Source organism: uncultured Exiguobacterium sp., assembly GCF_964277885.1.
In the GTDB taxonomy this organism is placed as follows: Bacteria; Bacillota; Bacilli; order Exiguobacteriales; family Exiguobacteriaceae; genus Exiguobacterium_A.
The window spans coordinates 1954854-1974570 of record NZ_CAXYJR010000005.1; the positions used below are offsets into that span (position 1 = coordinate 1954854).

The 19717-nt window shown below is 45.0% G+C and carries 19 protein-coding genes; 4 read left to right on the forward strand and 15 right to left on the reverse strand.

Annotated elements, in window-relative coordinates; genetic code table 11:
* Window positions 1–52: 52 nt before the first annotated feature.
* The 4 genes from ACHWTJ_RS12100 to ACHWTJ_RS12115 all read right to left on the reverse strand — a co-directional run bounded on the left by ACHWTJ_RS12100 (window position 53) and on the right by ACHWTJ_RS12115 (window position 3612).
* Entirely contained in the window at window positions 53–1486 is a 1434-nt protein-coding gene (locus tag ACHWTJ_RS12100; RefSeq protein WP_394679784.1) for an NAD(P)H-hydrate dehydratase, read from the reverse strand.
* A gap of 89 nt (window positions 1487–1575) precedes the next feature.
* Window positions 1576–2007: a Fur family transcriptional regulator gene (locus tag ACHWTJ_RS12105; protein ID WP_294742916.1), complete on the reverse strand. Its 432-nt coding sequence runs from the start codon at window positions 2005–2007 to the stop codon at window positions 1576–1578.
* Window positions 1979–2848 carry a metal ABC transporter permease gene (locus tag ACHWTJ_RS12110; RefSeq protein WP_294742918.1) on the reverse strand — a complete coding sequence of 290 codons (870 nt, stop codon included), beginning with the start codon at window positions 2846–2848 and terminating at the stop codon, window positions 1979–1981. Before ACHWTJ_RS12110 ends, ACHWTJ_RS12105 begins: the two co-directional genes overlap by 29 nt.
* On the reverse strand, window positions 2845–3612 hold the full coding sequence (locus ACHWTJ_RS12115) for a metal ABC transporter ATP-binding protein (protein WP_294742920.1): 768 nt from the start codon (window positions 3610–3612) through the stop codon (window positions 2845–2847). The genes ACHWTJ_RS12110 and ACHWTJ_RS12115 overlap by 4 nt, the downstream gene beginning before the upstream one ends.
* Before the next feature lie 215 nt (window positions 3613–3827).
* Between ACHWTJ_RS12115 and ACHWTJ_RS12120 the strand changes: the two genes are divergently transcribed.
* The 3 genes from ACHWTJ_RS12120 to ACHWTJ_RS12130 all read left to right on the forward strand — a co-directional run bounded on the left by ACHWTJ_RS12120 (window position 3828) and on the right by ACHWTJ_RS12130 (window position 7752).
* Entirely contained in the window at window positions 3828–5366 is a 1539-nt protein-coding gene (locus ACHWTJ_RS12120) for a Ppx/GppA family phosphatase (RefSeq protein WP_394679785.1), read from the forward strand.
* A complete protein-coding gene (locus ACHWTJ_RS12125) occupies window positions 5363–7516 on the forward strand; it encodes an RNA degradosome polyphosphate kinase (protein ID WP_294747637.1) in 2154 nt (717 codons plus the stop codon). Before ACHWTJ_RS12120 ends, ACHWTJ_RS12125 begins: the two co-directional genes overlap by 4 nt.
* A 65-nt stretch (window positions 7517–7581) precedes the next feature.
* On the forward strand, window positions 7582–7752 hold the full coding sequence (locus ACHWTJ_RS12130; RefSeq protein ID WP_023467523.1) for a XapX domain-containing protein: 171 nt from the start codon (window positions 7582–7584) through the stop codon (window positions 7750–7752).
* Between the two features lie 55 nt (window positions 7753–7807).
* Here ACHWTJ_RS12130 and ACHWTJ_RS12135 read toward each other — a convergent pair whose 3' ends face one another.
* From ACHWTJ_RS12135 to ACHWTJ_RS12170, 8 genes are all read right to left on the reverse strand, one after another.
* Window positions 7808–7990: a FeoB-associated Cys-rich membrane protein gene (locus ACHWTJ_RS12135; protein ID WP_294742926.1), complete on the reverse strand. Its 183-nt coding sequence runs from the start codon at window positions 7988–7990 to the stop codon at window positions 7808–7810.
* A 12-nt stretch (window positions 7991–8002) separates the two neighbouring features.
* Window positions 8003–9982 carry a ferrous iron transport protein B gene (gene feoB, locus ACHWTJ_RS12140; protein WP_394679786.1) on the reverse strand — a complete coding sequence of 660 codons (1980 nt, stop codon included), beginning with the start codon at window positions 9980–9982 and terminating at the stop codon, window positions 8003–8005.
* A complete protein-coding gene (locus ACHWTJ_RS12145) occupies window positions 9979–10215 on the reverse strand; it encodes a FeoA family protein (protein WP_290715567.1) in 237 nt (78 codons plus the stop codon). Before ACHWTJ_RS12145 ends, feoB begins: the two co-directional genes overlap by 4 nt.
* 173 nt (window positions 10216–10388) lie before the next feature.
* Entirely contained in the window at window positions 10389–11006 is a 618-nt protein-coding gene (locus ACHWTJ_RS12150) for a hypothetical protein (RefSeq protein WP_294747643.1), read from the reverse strand.
* Window positions 11007–11026: 20 nt separating this feature from the next.
* Window positions 11027–11929, reverse strand: coding sequence for a deoxyribonuclease IV (locus ACHWTJ_RS12155; protein WP_294742937.1), 903 nt, complete (start codon window positions 11927–11929; stop codon window positions 11027–11029).
* Between the two features lie 98 nt (window positions 11930–12027).
* Window positions 12028–13380, reverse strand: coding sequence for a DEAD/DEAH box helicase (locus ACHWTJ_RS12160; protein ID WP_064300313.1), 1353 nt, complete (start codon window positions 13378–13380; stop codon window positions 12028–12030).
* Between the two features lie 47 nt (window positions 13381–13427).
* The gene (locus ACHWTJ_RS12165) at window positions 13428–14381 is read right to left on the reverse strand and encodes a sugar ABC transporter substrate-binding protein (RefSeq protein ID WP_294742940.1); all 954 of its coding nucleotides are present in this window, start codon (window positions 14379–14381) and stop codon (window positions 13428–13430) included.
* Window positions 14378–16141: a HAMP domain-containing sensor histidine kinase gene (locus tag ACHWTJ_RS12170; RefSeq protein ID WP_294742942.1), complete on the reverse strand. Its 1764-nt coding sequence runs from the start codon at window positions 16139–16141 to the stop codon at window positions 14378–14380. Before ACHWTJ_RS12170 ends, ACHWTJ_RS12165 begins: the two co-directional genes overlap by 4 nt.
* Before the next feature lie 144 nt (window positions 16142–16285).
* Between ACHWTJ_RS12170 and ACHWTJ_RS12175 the strand changes: the two genes are divergently transcribed.
* Window positions 16286–17233, forward strand: a complete 948-nt coding sequence (locus tag ACHWTJ_RS12175; protein ID WP_294742945.1) for a 4-hydroxy-3-methylbut-2-enyl diphosphate reductase — start codon at window positions 16286–16288, stop codon at window positions 17231–17233.
* Window positions 17234–17319: 86 nt separating this feature from the next.
* Here ACHWTJ_RS12175 and ACHWTJ_RS12180 read toward each other — a convergent pair whose 3' ends face one another.
* The 3 genes from ACHWTJ_RS12180 to cccA all read right to left on the reverse strand — a co-directional run bounded on the left by ACHWTJ_RS12180 (window position 17320) and on the right by cccA (window position 19611).
* Complete coding sequence (locus ACHWTJ_RS12180) at window positions 17320–18432, reverse strand: Nif3-like dinuclear metal center hexameric protein (RefSeq protein WP_294747650.1); 1113 nt, start codon at window positions 18430–18432, stop codon at window positions 17320–17322.
* The gene (locus tag ACHWTJ_RS12185) at window positions 18432–19151 is read right to left on the reverse strand and encodes a tRNA (adenine(22)-N(1))-methyltransferase TrmK (protein WP_365990029.1); all 720 of its coding nucleotides are present in this window, start codon (window positions 19149–19151) and stop codon (window positions 18432–18434) included. The genes ACHWTJ_RS12180 and ACHWTJ_RS12185 overlap by 1 nt, the downstream gene beginning before the upstream one ends.
* Window positions 19152–19269: 118 nt before the next feature.
* Window positions 19270–19611 (reverse strand): cytochrome c550, encoded by a 342-nt coding sequence (cccA, locus tag ACHWTJ_RS12190; protein WP_294742950.1) that lies wholly within the window; start codon window positions 19609–19611, stop codon window positions 19270–19272.
* Window positions 19612–19717: the final 106 nt, after the last annotated feature.

Below are 19717 nucleotides of genomic sequence, written 5' to 3' on the forward strand. Positions count from 1 at the left end.
AAAGTCTTCCCTTATACTTGCCACGGAAGACTTTTCACTCACATCTAGTGTTCTATAAGTCAAGTCGACCTAACTCTTCGATGACATCCGTTGCTAATAAACTGCTGGGATGTAACCGTCGTTCGACTTGTTTTGAAGCACGCGCATACCACTCTGCTCCTAGCGCTATTGTTCTTTCGATATCTCCTGTTGGCTGTTGCGCAAGGAGACTCGTCAAAATTCCGAACAGGGTATCTCCGCTTCCGCCCTTTGCGAGACCGCTCGATGCACCAGAGACGACAAATCCGCCTCCATCCGGTTTTGCGATTAAGATGACGTGGGACTTTAAGACGACAGTTACTTGATGCAAGACGGCATAGTCGGTTGCCTGACCGAAAAGATCATCTTGAATACTTGCGACACTCTGATTCGTCATCCGGGCAAATTCACCGATATGTGGTGTGACGACGATCGGCGCTGTTCGTTCGGGATAACTTTCTTTTACTAGAGCTGCAGCATCTAATACAACTGGCAAATCACTCTCAAGCAGATAGTCCACCCATGTTTCGACTGCCTCTTGCGATAATCCGGGACCGATTCCAACTGCTGAGATGGAGGGGAGCATCTCCTGAATTGCTGATAACGTCTGATCAATGACCATCGCTTCCGGCGCTTGGACGATGATTCCCTGTTTTGCAAGTGCCGTCGTTGCCACTTGTAGTTTACCGACTCCCGTTCTTAGGGCTGCCCGTGTCGCGAGTTGGATGGAACCCGGCATCGTCTCGCTTCCACCAATCAATAGCGCCGTCCCATAAGTCCCTTTATGACCGTATAGTTCCCGCTTGAATAAAGTGGTCACATCCTCAGGTGATACGCGCCATTCACCAAAAGTCGGTAATCCGATATCAACCGTTTCTGATTTTCCATAAAACGGTGCTGTTCGTACTAAAAAGGCAGATCGTTTCATTGCATGCAATTGGAATGTCACGTCTGCACGAATCGCTGTCTCTTTAAATTCCGTTGCGTGATCTGTCGGCACTCCGCTTGGAACATCTATTGCATAGATACGTGCCCCTTGCCGCTTTTGTTCCGATACGAATTCACACTGCACTTCGAATAGCTTATTCATCCGTTTTGGATCAAATCCCGTTCCATATAAGGCATCTATAATGACATCATATTGACCACACGGTTGTTCGGTCACGAGTCCAAACGCTTCTGCATAATGGACATGAATGATGGATGTATCCGAACGATTCTCTCCAAATGGCGCATGTAGCGTGACATCAAATCCGTCGCGTATCAATTCGCGACCAATGACATACCCATCCCCACCGTTATTGCCTGTCCCACATAAAATCAAGATTCGCTCCGTCTTTCTATGACGCTCCTTGATACGTGTTGCGATGTGACTTCCAGCTCGCTCCATTAATACCTCAAGCGGTAGTCCGGATGTTCGTGCCCATTCATCAATTTGTCGTGCTTCCTGCGTATCATAAATCATCATCTTATCACCTCTGTTCGACTATTCCCGTTTTAAGCAGGACTAGTCTTCTAAAACAAAAAAGAGAACGCCCATATGGACATTCCCTCTATTTAAGACGTCAAGCGTTGACAATTCGCACAACGTCCATAGATTTCGAATTTATGATCTTCAACTTCAAAACCAGTCTCTTGGACGGGTGAAATCCACTCCATCGGGCAGACATTCAACGTCTCCGTCTTGCCGCAGATTCGGCATATCAAATGATGATGGTGATGACCAGAAGCACAGGCAGCCCGGTATTTCATCTCTCCGTCTAATTCCGTCACTTCTAATAAGTCGATTCCTGAAAAATCATTTAAGTTTCGATAAATCGTATCGTAACTTAACGAAGGATGAGACGTCCGGAGAGCTTCTGCTACTTCCCGCGCACTGACATACCGGTTCACTTCAAACAGATACGATAGCAAATCAAGACGCTTCGGGGTCATTTTAAACCCGGAAGCTTTCATGCGTTCACGCGCTTGTTCGATGTTCGTCTTCATGTGTTTTCCCTCCTATCCAAAAACGTTCCAACAGCATCACGATGATCAGCTCAATTACCGCAAGCAAGACGATCATTCCACCTGGTGCTAAATCAAACTGATAAGCCAGGACAAGACCAAGTACTGTTGCGATTTCGCCGAAGATAATTGCTAAAAAGATCGTCATCTTAAAACTCTTCGCAATGCGAAGTGCTGCCGCAACCGGTAACGTGATTAAGCTTGAGACAAGTAAAATCCCGACGATCCGCATACTGATCGCGATGACGAGCGCAACGACGATCATAAAGAGAATATGCACTAAGCGAAGGCGAATCCCGGAAACGCGCGCCTGCTCCTCGTCAAAGGAGAGGAACAACAATTCCTTATAAAAGGCAAATACGAAGATGATGACCACGACCGTCACAGCTAGGATCGTATATACATCTGTCAAGGCGACGGCCGAAACCGTTCCGAACAAGAAGGAAACAAGATCCATCGAAAAGCCGTTCGCAAGACTAATGAACGTCGCACCAAGTCCCATCCCTGTCGCCATGATGATCGGAATCGCAAGTTCTTGAAAATGCTTATATTTCGAACGCAACCAATCGATCGTCAGTGCCGCAATGACAGCCGTCACGATGCCTAAATACAATGGATTCAGATCTGCTAGTTGTGCGACCATACCAGAAATCAAGAGACTGAGTGCAATCCCAGCTAACGTGACATGCGAAAGTGCATCTGCAATCAGGCTCATCCGCCGGACGACGACGAATGAACCGATCAATGGTGCCGTGAATCCGATCAAAATGGCAGCCACCAATGCATACTGTAAAAACTTCAACGTCATGAACGCTTCGATCATTGGACACTCTTCCCTTCATGAACAAGAACGCGTCCTGGAACCGGGTAGAGGGAGCGAATCGTCTGTTCATCTAGTTCCCAGTATTCTTTAATGCCACAGTTACACCCTAAACGTCCATCGACCAAATGAATGACATCCGTGACGAGTTTGCTGACGAAATGGATATCGTGTGTCACAAGGACGAACGTCCGTCGTTTATCTCGACGAAGTTCTTCTAGAATTTCATAAAATTCTTTCACATATCGCTGATCGACACCAACAGTTGGTTCATCTAAGATCATTAAATCGGGATCGTTAACGAGCGCACGTGCGATGAAGACGCGTTGTTGCTGACCACCGGATAGGTCGCCGACTTTTGAATCACGTCGCTCCCACATCCCAACCGTTTCAAGAGCAGTTCGCACTTTGTCTCGATCGTCACGAGACAAACGACGAAAAAGTCCTTTTTTAGCGTACAATCCCATCTCGACGACTTCTGCGACAGTCACCGGAAAACCGGAGTTGAACGCTGCCGCTTTTTGCGAGACATAGCTGATTCGCCACCATTCACTGAATTGTGATTGTGATTGTCCGAATAAGCGAATCGTTCCTTTCGGTTGCAATAAACCTAAAATACATTTGATCAGCGTCGATTTCCCGGATCCATTTTCTCCAACGATTGCTAAGAATTGTCCTTGCTGGACCTGAAACGAAACTTGATTCAGCACCCGGCGATCCGGATAATCATAGCTGACTTGATCGATTTCGATGATTGGTGTTTCCATTTATTTTCACTCCTTCCGTTTTCGTAAAACGGAATAATTACGTCTTAATCAACTGTCTTATTATAGCGTCCGCTAATTATTGGTGCAACTCTGGCAACTTCCTGTCCTCCTTTGAAAACAATCAAGGTACAATAAAGACAGAAGCTAGCTGTTTCCGGCTTGTTCAGAGAGGGAAATCTTTTAATGCACGCATCGCAGAGAGGAGTCGGAGTCATTTGAAACAAGAACTTGCAGTCATCGATATCGGTTCCAACTCAATTCGTTATGTCATCTTCCATCCGATCGCTTCCGGTCGTTACATCGAGAAGATTAACATTAAAGTCGTCGCGCGTTTATCTGCTCATATCAATGAGGATGGAGCACTCGACGATGAAGGAATTGCCTTACTCGAAGAAACGTTACATCGATTTTACGAAGTCGGTGTCACCCATGAGGTCGAAGAGACGATCTGTGTCGCGACCGCTGCCATTCGTAACGCAACGAATCGAGACGCCATCGTTGAATCCGTTACCGAGAATACGCCTTTTGCCATTCAGGTTCTGACAGATGAACAAGAAGCATACTATGGCTATTTTGCTATCATCAACTCAACCTTCCTTGAAGACGGATTTTCTGTCGATATCGGTGGTGGCTCCATGGAAGTCACCTTGATTGAGAATCGCGAAATGGTGGCGTATCATAGCTTTCCATTTGGTGCCGTCACCTTGACACGACAATTCGTTTACGACGAAACACTAAGTGCAAGTGATAAGAAGAAATTGGTGAAATTCCTACGGGAACAATTCGAATCGATTCCATGGCTGAGTAACAAAAAGCTTCCTTTAATCGGTGTCGGTGGTTCTGCCCGAAACTTTGTTCGGATCCATCAGTCGAATCAGGACTATCCACTTCGAAGCATTCATCAATATCAAATTAAAGCGAAGGAACTCGCGAAGATGGTCGACGATCTCGAAGGAAAGTCGGCAAAGCAACTTTCAAAAATCGAAGGCTTATCGAAAGATCGAATCGATATTTTCTTGCCGGCATTGATTGCAATTCAAGAGTTAGCTCAACACATCGAAGCCGAAGAGTTCGTCATGAGTAATCTCGGTCTTCGTGAAGGTCTCGTTTATGAATTTGACGTTCAAGATGAAGCGTATCGCCGGATCGAAAACGTACGTGAGCAGAGTCTTTATCAGCTCGAGAGTGATTATAAGGTCAATCGTGATCGCGCTACGTATATCGGTACACTTGCGAAATCGATGTACCGACAACTCGTCACGTTAGACCTGATATCAGAACGAGCATCCGATTTACGCCTCCTCGATTCCGCAAGCCGTTTATTTTATTGTGGACAATATATTAATCCGGACACGCGATCGGATCAGACGTTCTATTTATTGACGAACACCGAACTGAATGGCATGACGCACAAGGATCGCGTTGCTCTGTCGCTCGTCAGCTCCTATTCTTCAGCGAAACGGATGAATCAATTAGCGAAACCTTTTAAGGACTGGTTTACAGAAAAATCGCTGGATCGCTTCGACTTGCTCGGTTCTCTCCTCAAATTAAGTCATGCGCTCGACGTGACGGAACGAAAAGCAGTCGATCACTTGGAGCTGTTCCTTGAGAAGGATCAACTCCAATTCGTCCTCGATACAGGGGATCATGATTATGGGTTCGAAGTCGAAAAAGCGGAAAAACAAAAGAAACATTTGGAACGAATCATTGATTGTACGATTACCTTCGAAACGAAAGGAGATCTTCCTTCATGAAGCTCGACATACCGGAACATTTCAATAATCGTGAGCTCAGTTGGCTTCAATTCAACGAACGGGTACTGGATGAAGCGTTTGATACACGAAATCCGTTAATGGAACGTTTTAAATTTCTCGGTATCTTTAGTTCCAATTTAGATGAATTCTATATGGTACGGGTCGGTGGTTTAAAGGATGAAGTACTCGCCGGATTCAATAAACCAGAAAACAAACAACAGATGACACCTAAACAACAGTTACGTGCGATTGCGGCGAAAACAAAAGAGCTTGTCGATCGACAATACGAAGCATTTCAAGCAATCAATCAGACGTTATCAGATGAAGGCATTACATTCTTGAAATACGACGCTCTGACTTCAGAACAAACGACCTATGTGAAATCCTTTTTCCGCGAACAGGTCTTTCCGGTTCTCACGCCCGTTGCTGTCGATGCCTATCGTCCGTTCCCGATGTTGTCTTCAAAGTCACTCAACATCGCAACGGTACTCGAGGCAGAGGACGGGACGAAACGGAATTTAGCACTCGTACAAGTACCTGCTGTTTTACCGCGATTCGTCGATTTACCGGTAGAAGATGACGAGACGACAGCTATCATCTTACTCGAAGACGTCATCATCGCCTTCATCGATAGTCTATTCAAAGGCTATCGCGTGTTATCTGCCATGCCGTTTCGGATCACCCGAAATGCCGACCTTCCGTTTCACGAGGAAGGTACGCATGATTTATTAAAGCTAATTGAGAAAGAATTAAAAAAACGGCGTTGGGGGGTTGCGATTCGACTTGAAGTCCAAAAAGCTGCCATTAACACCGAACTGCTCAACATGTTACGCGATGTACTGGATTTGCAGGAACGCGACATCTTTGCCGTGGATGGTCCCATTGATTTAACATTCTCCTTTGCCTTCTACAGTCAAATCGGTATTGAATATGATCATTTGATCTATCAGACGATCATGCCAGTCGACCCACCGGCACTCGATAGTTCAAAAAATCTGTTTAATCAATTACTGGAACGCGATTATCTTTTGCATCATCCGTATCATACGTTTGATCCCATCGTCCGGTTCATCGTCCAAGCGGCGAATGATCCGAACGTTCTTGCCATCAAACAAACGCTTTATCGCGTATCTGGTGATTCACCGATCATCAAGGCCTTAAAAACGGCAGCAGAAAATGGGAAACAAGTCACCGTTCTCGTCGAACTCAAGGCTCGATTCGACGAGGCGAAGAACATCGAATGGGCAAAACAACTGGAAAAGGCTGGCGCTCATGTCATTTATGGATATAGTGACTTAAAGACACACTCGAAGATTACGCTCGTCGTCCGACTCCATGAAGGCAAGATTCAGCGTTTCGTCCATCTTGGTACCGGCAACTATAACGATTCGACGGCGAAGCTATACACGGACGTCGGATTATTGACCGCTCGGGAAGAGATTGCCGAAGATGCGACGAACTTCTTCAACTGGTTATCTGGATACGGAGAACAACCAGAATGGAACGTCATCCAAACTTCACCGAACGCGATGCTCGAAAAGTTCCTGTCATTGATTGACGAAGAAATTCATCATCATAAAAAACATGGAAATGGTCGAATCGTCGCTAAGATGAATAGTTTAACGGAGAAGGACATCATTTTACGTCTCTACAAGGCATCGCGCGCTGGTGTGCAAGTCGAACTTATCGTTCGTGGTGTCTGTTGTCTGCGTCCTGGCATTCCAGATGTTTCAGAGAACATTCGCGTCATTTCGATCGTCGATCGTTACTTGGAACATTCACGCATCTTCTACTTCCATCATAACGGTCAGGATTTGATGTATGGGTCAAGCGCGGACTGGATGACACGCAACATGCGAAAACGGATCGAAATCTTGTTCCCAATCATGGATGAAGAACATAAAGAGTATTTAAAGGATTGTCTCGCCCTCGCTCTTGCTGATAATGTGAAGTCGCGTGAGCAGGCAGCTGATGGATCCTATCATTACGTGAAGGATGGAAAACAGAGCTGTGAATCACAATTGCTGATTCAAGACTATACGAGCGGCAAACTAAAACAAAAACCTAGTTTTACAGCTCCATTGACACAAAAGTGGATCACGATTGAAAAGAAGGAGGACAAAGTCATTCTTGATCAAAATGCTACATGATTTTGGTCATGTTTTACCACGTATTCTACTTCAAATGCTGATTTACAGCAGAAAGGACGAAATGTATGCTTCAGCAAATCTTATTATCTCTTCTCGCCGGAGTCATCTGCGGCGTTGTGTTCACCGCACTGAAACTGCCGATTCCTGCTCCACCCGTTTTTCCAGCCGTCGTCGGAATCTTTGGTGTCTTCCTTGGGATGAAAATCTATCTATTTTTAGTAGAACGCTTTTTCTAATCCAAACAAAAACCGTTCTCTGACTGCCCGAAGCAGAAAAGAGAACGGTTTTTAATTATTTTTTTAAGGCTTCTGCGATCACACGATCCCAGTTGACCTCATCGCATGCCGTCTCACACGTCGGCTCTACTTCACATGTCGCACATTTTCCTTTTTTCGCTTTTTTCGTAAAGCGAACAAGTGAAAAACCAGCATAACTAAAGACGATCAATCCGATGAGTATATCGATGAAATGCATCTGTTCTCCCCCTTAAGCGAATCCTAACCATTGTCCTGTTTGATAAATGATGAACGCCACCCCGTAAGCAACGAATAAGCCATATAAACTAGCAATCCACGTCCACTTCGCACTTCCGACTTCACGACGAATGACAGCGACCGTTGCTAAGCACGGGACGTAAAGCAAGACGAAGACCATGAAACTATACGCGCTGAGCGGTGTGAACTGTTGCGCGATATGACGTCCTAGTTCCGATTCATTGACAGCATAAATGATTGCCATCGTTGAGACAACGACTTCCTTCGCAAGAAATCCGGTAATGAGGGCAGCACCTGCCTGCCATGTTCCGAATCCAAGCGGTACGAGCACGGTAGCAATGATGCCACCGATCATCGCAAGAAAACTATCATTCATATTGACGTCCAGTCCACCAGGCCCAGTATAAGCAAGCAGCCAAATGACGACCGATCCCCCAAAGATGAACGTTCCCGCCTTTCGAACAAACCCTTTTCCTTTTTGCCATGTACTCCGCCACAAAGTCAACCCTTGCGGAATCCGGTATGGTGGTTGTTCGACTAAGAACAAGCTCGTCGCATCTTCTGCAGCTAAGACTTTTGAAAAGACTTTTGCTGCAATGAGGGCTAGTACAATCCCAAGGATATAGAGCGATAAGACGACGAGTGCCTGATTCGTCGCAAAGAAGCTTCCCGCAAAAACAGCGTAAATCGGTAAACGAGCAGAACAAGACATGAATGGCGAGATAAAAATCGTCACTAAGCGCTCTCGTTCTTCTTCTACAGAACGAGCAGCCATGATGCCCGGCACATTACAACCGAAGCCAATGATCATCGGAATGAAGCTTTTCCCGTTTAAGCCAACCATCTGCATGAATCGATCCATGACGATCGCGACACGTGCCATATAACCCGAGTCCTCCAAAAACGAGATGAAGAAGAAGAGGACGAAGATTTGCGGGACGAATACAAGTACCCCACCAACCCCAGCCACGACACCTTCAACGAGTAAATCTTGAATGAACGGTGAGGCACCAAGCGTACCTAACAGACTATTAAGCCCTTTTGAAAGTGGTCCGGCGATGAATCCGTCCAGTAAATCCGACATCGGCGATCCAATCCAGTTGAACGTCACATGGAACAAAAGATAAAGAATCGCAAAGAAAATGGGTAATCCTAAAATCGGATGTGTGACGACCGCATCAATCCGTTCCGTCCAGTTCGTTCTTGTCGTCTGTTCTTCCGTGACGACAGCAGCTCTCGTCGCCACTGCCCAGTGCCGGCGACACTCCGTGATATGCGCATGAACGAATCGTCCTAGCTGTTGTTCTAGCTGTTTACGAATCGTTGCGATCTGTGGTGTCCGTTGCTCTAGCACATCAACAAAAACACGGTTCCCTGCTAAATATTGAACAGCCATCCATCGTTCCATCTCCGGCATGTCGACGATTTCGAGGATATCCTCAATCGCCTGTTCGGTTTCTGAACCGTAATCGATTCGAAGGACGGGCTGTGGTTCCTGTTGTAAGGAAGATAATAATACATCACATCCATCACCCGTTCGGGCGACGATCGGGAAAACATCAACCTGTAACACACTTGCTAAACGTACTGGATCGACTTTCATCCCACGATGATCGGCTACATCCATCATGTTCAGCCCAATTTGAAGAGGTTTTCCGATTTCCAGTAACTGCGCAGTTAATTGTAGATTTCGCTCAAGCTGGGACGCATCGATGATGTTAATCATCGAGTCAAATGAGTCCTCCATTAAAAATCGAGCAACGACTGCTTCATCTGCAGACAATGGATCTAAGTCGTATACACCCGGTAAGTCAATCAATTGCCCACGATTTCCACGCAACTGTCCGATTTTTTTGTCCACCGTGACCCCCGACCAGTTCCCGACATGAGCATAGGAATTCGTCAATCGATTGAACAAAGACGTTTTTCCGGTATTCGGATTTCCGAGTAATGCAATGCGTTGGGTTGTCATGGTACATACACCTCGATTCGTTTTGCATCACTGCGACGGATAGCAACCATTTGGTGATGATCCTGCTGCTCAATCGTCATAGGACCCTGAAATATCGCTTTTCGTCGCACGATGATCGGACATCCTTCATAAAAACCAAGCGCGAGTAATCGCCGACGTAATCGATCATCGATGTGATTCATGTTCGTCATCACGACAGGCTGGTTCATTGGAACCGTAGCTAAATCCATCATAGCTGCTCCCCCATTTATCTTCACATTCATTGATAACAATTATCATTCCTGATTATAACATCATCACTTCCTTAGTTACATAGGAATTCATCAAATGAATCAACCGAATGTGTCCGTGTCGACAAAAAAGCTCTACTTTCCTGAACAACGTCAGGAGAAAGCAGAGCCTTTCTTTATTCATGTTCTTCCGTCGCGGCCGCTGTATCCACGGCATGGAGCATCTGTTGATGCAACCATCGGTGGCATGTCGGACACACCGTCTGGTACCCTTCTGGTGTCAAATGCCATTCAAGTAATGACTGCCGAGACTCCTCACAATGAACACATTGACGCGCAATTTGTTCTTGATGATTTCGCTCCTTGAATCGCTCGATTCGACGTTGTTTAGACTGTTCGAGTGTCAGCACATCCGTTTCGAAATACCCATACTGCCATGAATCAAGCAGACGCGTGCGAAATACGCCTTCGACTGGTCCTGTTTTAAGACCGAGTTGATCGAGTGGTCGTCCAAGTAACGGATGACGTAAATCTACACTGATGAGATCAAGACATACATAAGATCCTTCTAAATCGTCAGCAGCGGTCAACCAAAACGGATCTTCTGGACGTGTTGTATACTCCGTGAACAAGGCTTCTGCATACGCCATGATTCCATCAGTCGTCGCAATAAACACTTCTTCTCCCTCTGCCAGTTCTGCCGGCAAATAAAACGGTTCTTTTGTTTCATAATAGTGGACAACAGCTTGCCGTATCGCAAAACGAGTCTCATCAACGACGAGTATATGACACATCACAGACACCCCTTTATGAGTTATTCGACCGGTGCTCCTAGAATCGGTAGACGCCAGTCTGCATCAAACGCACCTGAACGTAACATATCGATTTCTTGTTTATACGGTGCCACTTTTTTCTTCGGATCGAGCCCGATGTATGGCGTCTCTAAGATTTTTGGTAAATGTGCCAGGGCAGGATGATGCACGACACGATGTAAGGCATCAAATCCAATCTCACCGAAACCAATATTTTCATGACGGTCCTTTCGAGCACCACGGATATTCTTTGAGTCATTCACATGGATGACGCCAAGACGATCTAGTCCGACGATTCGGTCGAATTGTTCAAGTACACCATCTAAGTCATGTACGATATCATATCCCGCATCATGCACGTGACATGTATCGAGACAGACGGATAAACGATCATGATGTGTGACACCTTCAATGATCTGAGCAAGTTCCTCAAAGGTTTTTCCGATTTCTGATCCTTTTCCAGCCATTGTTTCAAGTGCGATCTTGACCTGTTCGTCACCTGTCAGTACTTCATTGAGTCCCTCGACGATCCGTTTGATTCCGACTTCTTCCCCAGCACCGACATGCGCACCTGGATGTAATACGATGTGTTGCGCCTTTTCAAGCGCTTCTGCTCGTTTAATTTCTGCTGCTAAAAACGAAACAGCGAGTTCGAATGTCTCGGGTTTCGTCGTATTCCCCAAGTTGATGATATACGGCGCGTGCACGACGATTTCCTCTATTCCATTAGCACTCATATGTTGTAATGCTTCTGGAATCCGTAACTCTTCCATCGGCTTACGGCGTGTATTTTGAGGTGCCCCTGTATAAACCATCATTGTCGTTGCACCATAAGATGCCGCTTCCTCACTTGCACCTAATAGCATTTTTTTCCCCGAAACGGAGACGTGTGAACCTATTTTCATGTTCTTTTCCACCTTTCTCTTTTTACAGTGTACCAAATCTTAAAAACGACAAGACACCCGAAAAATGTTTTTTCATTTTACGGGTGTCTTCGATGGTGTTATTTGGATTTGCGTGCGTTTTCTTTACGTTGCGCGCGACCGACACCACGTTGTTCTTTGATGCGTTCACGTTTTGCTGTTTCTTTCAGCTTATATTGATGCTTCTTCTTATAACCTGGTTTAACGCGTTTTTTCGCTTTTGCTGCTTCACCCGACAGGCGGCTATGCGCTGTCTTCGAGACAGCAGTTTTCATGTGCGGCTTCGCACGACGACGTTCTTTTACCTCAACGATTTGACTGCCTTTGACATCGACGTTCGTGAATTGAATGCCACGGTCCTCTAAGCGATTGATCATGCCGTTCTCGTGGTCTTCAAACAGTGTGTAGGCCAATCCATCTTGATCGACTCGACCTGTCCGACCGACACGGTGGACGTAGAAGTCTAAATCTTTTGGAATACCATGGTTAATGACGTGTGAGACGCCTGAAATATCAATTCCGCGTGCAGCAAGGTCCGTCACGATGACATATTGATACTTCGCATCGTTAATTTCCTTGATCGCTTGCTTACGACGACGAGCTGGAAGATCGCCGTGAAGAGAACCAACATTCAATCCTGCTTCTAGGAACAAAGCTTCGACTTCGATTGCTTCTGCTTTTGTATTCGTAAAGATTAGACAGATATACGGATTCAGTGCTTTTGCGACTTTCAACGTCAATTGTGAGCGTTCACGGTGCTTGACCGGAATCGTATGGTGAACGATTTTTTTCGCTGTCTGTTGTTTCGGATCCACATGCGCGTAACGTGGATTGTTCATGTATTTTTTCAAGAACGGTTGTAATTTCTCAGGAATCGTTGCTGAGAAGACCATCATCTGAAGCTGTTCAGGAAGAGCTTGAGCAATCCGGTCAACTTCTGGCAAGAATCCCATGTCGAGCATTTGATCCGCTTCATCGATGACGTAGTGCTTCACGAAATGCGGTTTTAAAGCCTGTTCTTTGAATAGGTCTAAAATACGTCCCGGTGTTCCGATGACGATTTGGGGTGAGACTTTCACACGACCGATTTGACGTTCGCGATCCATTCCACCTGTGATAAGACTCGTTTTGATGAAGTCTGGTTCCTTCACGAGTAATGATTTCAGTTCTTCATGAATTTGCCATGCAAGTTCGCGCGTTGGAGCAACGATGATTGCTTGTAATTCTTGAAGCTTTGGATCGACGTTTTGAACGATCGGAAGAAGGAACGATAACGTTTTACCGGTTCCGGTTTGTGATTGACCGATGATATCGCGTCCCTTTACTGCAGCCGGGATGATTCGCGACTGAATATCGGTCGGTTTTGTGATGCGGGCGTCATCGAGTGCTTCGATGACGAACGGGTGTAATTGATAATGGCTGAATCCATTCATGAATTGACACCGTCCTTTCCTTATTTGCTGAGGCATCTGCCTCTCGATTAGTTCAACATGGTTATGGGTCTACTACCGTCATACAGATAGGAGTACGTATAAAAACGAGTTGGAATCTTTTTGTTATTCGTATGAAGCTTCAATGCACTGAAGGCGACTTTCATCATCTCATCAGCACTCTGGACGACCGTCGCATCCATCGATTTCATGTCAACAGCTTCTAATATAGCACGATTCCCGTCAATGCCGACAATTATTTTTCCTTTAATGCCTGCTTTTTTCAATGCTTCGAGAACTCCGAGCGCAATATCGTCATTGTGACAATAGACAGCATCAAACGCAATGCCCGACTCAATGACCTGCGTCATGACCTTTTCTGAAGTAACGGGATCGTAATCTCCATTCACAGAATCAACAATCTGGATTCCTGACTCTCGCTCAATACCGTTCAAGAATCCATGATGCCGCTCATTCGTCGTATTGACGTTTGCTGTTCCTGTAACTTCAACGACATTAGCTGTTGCGCGCCCGGTTCGTTTGATCCGTTCATGTTTGATGAACGAAGCGAGTTGTTCTCCGATTAATTGATTATTTGAGGTAATCGAACTAACGACCGCGTCGGATCGAATCAATCGATCGATGGCAAAGACGGGTATATCCGCTCGGGCCGCTTTTTCCAATGTACTAGCAATATACACGTCATCGAGCGTCGTCACGAAGATTGCGTCCACTTTCATTCGAATGAATTCTTCGATTTGTTCTCTCTCACTAATACGTGAATTATGTGATGTCGCTACTACTGCATCATATTTATTAATTTTCGCCTGCTCTTTGAAGGCGTCAACAAGCCGCTGGGCAAATTCATGCTTATCGTTAACAATCGTAAAACCAACAAGATGGCGCCGTGGACTTGAATCTGAATTCACGAACATATTCGAAATGAGAAGGACGGACGATACCCAAATGACTAAGACGAATAACCATGCCTTATTGAATTTCATTCCGTATGCTCCTTTCGTGGTAGATGTACTTGAATCGTCGTGCCAACGCCAGGTTTGCTATCGATGATCATCTTTCCTTTATGATCACGAACGATTTGTTTCGACATGAACAGTCCTAGACCATTCCCATCGACTTTTGATGTTTTGAATGCTTGACCAATATGATCAATCTGGTCTCCGTCTATCCCAACGCCATTGTCCTGCACAATGAAGACGACTTCTTCTGGATAAACGTGTACATGCAAATGACAAATCCCATCTGATCCCTTAAACGCTACGGCTTGAAGTGCATTCCGCAAGCAATTTGCTAAAATTTGCAAAATCCCTTCTTCTGACGCATAAATTTTCGGCATAAAGGAAGGTGTGTAAATTTTACAGTCTGCTTCATACAGATGCGCTTCTGCTTCCAGGATATAGGTTAATTTCTTCATTAAATCATTCATATCAATCGTTGATTTTTGCAATGCATTGTTCTCACCTTTTGACAAATCGAGCATCGTCTGAATCATACCATTCGCTCGATCGAGTTCCGATAGAGCAAGGATCAACATTTCGGTATCTCGATCTTTTTCAGCCGCTAACAACTGTAAGGTCATCTTCACCGGTGTCAACGGATTACGAATCTCGTGCGCAATTCCAGCTGCCAATTGACCAAGCGATACTAGTTTTTCTTGATGAAGCATCGTTTGTTGTTGACTCAATTGTTCCAGTCTTGCATTTTCCATACGCTGTGAATATTCATTATAAGCGGCAACAAGTGTCTTGACCTCGTTGGACCCCGCTCGTTCAAGAACAATCGGTTTCGGAGAACTGCTTTTTTCAATTTTATGAACGAGTTCTAGCAAAGGTGCTGTCAACTGCTTCGACATCAGATAACCGACGATCAGACTAAGGACGAGCGTCAACGCAGCGATGATCAAATATTGTTGGCGTGTTGTATAAACTGGTTCATAAAAAACATTCCGTGGAGTTCGAACAAGGATTTTCCAGTCCGTCACCTTTAAATCTTTCGCAAAATAATACATATCTTGATTCGTACTAAAGATTTCAGAAGGTTCGATGGATTGAAAGGCACGATTAATGACACTTGTAGATACAAGTCTTTCTTCATCTGTCACAAGATTACTTGATGTCGCGAGTAGCTCTTTTTTACTATTAAACAAATAGGCAATCGTCTGATCGTCGAATGACTCTAAGGATTTCCGGAAAATGATCGAATTCATCGCACTTAATCCACCTCCAAAAACCCCTACACGCTTATTCCCATCTCGAACAGGTACGAACATATACGTGACTGCATCTGACTCCATCGGATACAACTTACTCATATGAAAATCTGTACTTGTTAATGTCTGCAAAAAATCATCATCTTGAACAATCATATCATCCGGAACTCGACGTTCTTCACTCGAGAACCATGTAATCCGCTTTGTTTCTCGATCAAAATAAAACAGACTCTTGAATCCTGTATCTATATCCAAAAGATTGGATTCCTCAATTTTTTGATCTAGCTTTTCTAGATTTTTTACGTTCAATTGAAGACCCATGATTTCTTCATGCAAATTACCGATATTATCACGAATCGCATTTCCAGAAACTTCGACACTTTTTTCACTCTGTTTTTCCGTTTGCTGTTCGACCCGTGAAATCGTGACTCGATCCGCAGTGAAGGCAAGCGCTGAAATGACAAGACACAACAGGATGAATAAGATAGCGGTGATCTGAAAAAAATACGACCGCATCATTTTCTTAGACTTCATCCTTTCGCCCCCTTATTGAATAATTGCAACTTTAATAGTATACCATGTTCTGTTTCTGAAACAGACTCCTCTATTTTCATTCCCGTCTAAACAATGGTACACTCTAACTAATCATTCTTTTTCACAAAGGGAGAATCTACAACTATGCTAGTAAAAAAAATCAGCCCTCGTGGCTATTGCTACGGTGTCGTCGATGCAATGAAACTTGCACAACAAGCGGCATTGAATAAAGACTTGCCACGCCCGATTCATATTCTTGGTATGATCGTTCACAATGCTCATGTCACACGTGAGTTCGAAAGTATGGGTGTCATCACAGTAGATGGTCCCGATCGCCTCGAAGCACTTGAGACAATTCAAGAAGGAACCGTCATTTTTACAGCGCATGGTATTTCACCTGCTGTTTATGCACGCGCTGCCGAAAAAAATCTGCATGTCGTCGATGCGACATGTCCTGATGTAACGCGTACACATGATTTGATTCGTCAAGTCGTCGCAGATGACTATGAAGTCATCTATGTCGGAAAACATGGACATCCTGAGCCTGAAGGTGCGGTTGGTGTAGCGCCGGAGCACGTCCATCTCATCGAAAAAGTCGAAGATATTGATGAGCTTCCGCCTCAGCTTGCCCACAAAAAAATCATCGTCACGAATCAGACAACGATGAGCCAGTGGGATGTCCAAGCTTTGATGGAACACGTTCGTAAAAAGTATCCGCATGTAGAAGTACACAATGAAATCTGTAACGCAACACAAGTCCGGCAAGAAGCGGTGGCTGATCAAGCAGGAGATTGCGATCTCGTCATCGTCGTCGGTGATCCGCGTTCGAACAACTCGAATCGCCTAGCACAGGTATCCTTCGATATTGCAGGAACTCCAGCGCATCGGATTGGTGATTTAACAGAACTCGATCTATCATGGCTTGAAGGTGTACAGCAAGTTGGCGTCACATCAGGTGCATCGACGCCAACACCGATCACGAAAAAAGTCATTGATTTTTTACAGCAATATGATCCAGCAGACATCAGTACACATGACAAAACACCATTCCTTGAACTACGTCGAATTTTACCAAAAGTAAAAATCCTTTAATCTGAATATGCTAGAAGTAATAACAAACACCGGACAGCGAATCATCGCCGTCCGGTGTTTTATCGTAATTTTGTCTATTTCGCATATCACAAAAATTGAAAAGGATTCGTATTGGCTGTCGAGACGATGAGTTCCACATCCATCTTCTTTTCTTTGAATCGTTTGCTTAATTCGTTGACGACGCCTTTTTTCATGACTGACTCCACATGATGTCCGGGATCAACAACCGCTAGTCCAAGTGCCATCGCATCGTGCGCCACATGGAAATAGAGATCACCAGTCACAAGGACATCTGCTCCCGCAAATGCTGCAGTCGAGACGTACTTATTGCCGTCACCACCAAGGACTGCTACTTTTTGAATGTGGCGTGTTTCGTCTCCGACGAAGCGTAAGTTTTGTACACCAAACGCATTGCGAACATGCTCTGCAAATTCCCGTAACGTCATTGCTTCCGGTAACCGACCAATCCGCCCAAGACCAAGTGATGTTGCCGGGCGTTCTTGACGAACGAGATCATAGGCGACTTCCTCATATGGATGAGCCTGTTTCATCGCTCGAATGACTTGTTTCTGATTCAGTTCCGTGACGATCGTCTCGATTCGGACTTCAGATACCCGCTCGAGTTGACCCGCTTTCCCGATATAAGGTGTAGCCTCCTGCGATGGTCGAAATTGACCCATTCCATTTACGTGGAATTGACAATCACTGTAATCTTCGTCTTTTCCTGCTCCCGCTTGTGCAAGAGCTGTTGAAACGCGCTCTACAGCCTCAGTCGGTACGAAAACACTTAGTTTATATTGCGTATTTTCAAACGTCGGTGCTAGTACTTCACAAGACTCAAGACCAAGCGCATCTGCCATCCAGTCATTGACCCCGCCTGGTGTTACGTCAAGGTTCGTATGTGCAGCATACACCGCAATATCGTGTTTGATACATTTTGTGACGATCCGTCCTGTTGTAGAACGATCCGTCACATTTGCTAACTTACTAAAAATCGGTGGATGATGCGCGATGATGAGATCGATCTTCTTTTCAATCGCTTCATCGACGACAGACTCCAAGACATCAAGTGTCACGAGCACACGTTTCACGTCCTTGTTCAATGATCCAATCTGTAGACCAATCGGATCACCTTCGAGTGCGAATTTTTTCGGAGCGAATGCTTCAAACTGCTCAATGACATGGTTCCCGTTCGCCATTAGTTCGTCACCTCTTCCATCTTTTGAATCAATTGTTCGATGGCTTCGATTTTTTCAGATAAAACTTCCGTCGTTTGTCCTTGTTTCATCTGAGCTAGGATATACTCCCGCTTTTGTTTTTCAATCTGCCATTTTTCGATGAATTCTGGTGCACGTTCCCGCATTAACTGTGGTCCAAAGAACAATTCCCACTGACGTGTTGTTTCGTCCTCTGAGTAAAGTGTTTCATCTCCACGTTCTGCAACGAGAATTTCATAAATCTTCCCATTCTCCTCGACGATAGCTTCAGATAATAACGCATATGAATTCGTCAGCAACCACTTCCGAACATCGACTGCATCGACATTCGGTTGTAGAATTAAACGTTCATTTCCCGACAACCGATCTTTTCCTTCTTCAAGGATCGAGGCAATCAATGTTCCGCCCATTCCCGCAATCGTAATCGCTGTCGCTTCTCCCGGTTTCAATACTGATAGACCACTCCCGAGACGTACATCAATCTGCGATTCAAGACCAACAAGCGCCACTTGTCCTTTTGCTGCTTCCATCGGTCCTTCATTTACCTCTCCCGCGATTGCGCGTTCGATTTTATGTTGTTGGATACAAAAACACGGTACGAATGCATGATCCGAACCAATATCTGCAAGGATGGCTCCTTGTGGAATATACGACACGACTTTTTGGAGTCGTTGATCCAATACGACGTTCATTTGCATCATCTTCACCCTTCCTATTTTCCGAAAAACTCTCTTTTAAAAATAGCGGATTTACGTTAAAAAAGAAACCATCCGCCCATAAAAAAACATCCATCTCGTAACGAGATAGATGCTCTTGTTCTTATTTCTTAGCAGCTAACCATTTTGACAGGACTTCTGCTTCTTCGTCATTCGCAAGACCGCCAGGCATTTGCCCTTTACCGTTCATTGCGATGTTCTTGATTTCGTCTGCTTTCAGCTTCGCTCCGATTTTTGTTAAATTCGGACCAACGCCGCCTTCTAAGTTTCCACCGTGACATCCTGTACATCCTTTAGATGCAAATAAGTCTTCTGGCTTCATTTCTGCAGTTGACGGCCCTTTGCGAGCTTCCTTCACCTGATCGACCCCAAAGTAAGACAATGAAATCATTGCGATGATGGCGATGACTGCGATCGCCGCGAACGGTACTAATGGATTACGCATTTGGATTCCCCCCATATTCTATACCCAACCAAGTTGGTGACTGAATGGTATTCCCCGTTACTATTCTACTGTAAAAAAAACAGGGAAGGAAGAAAAAAACGAAACT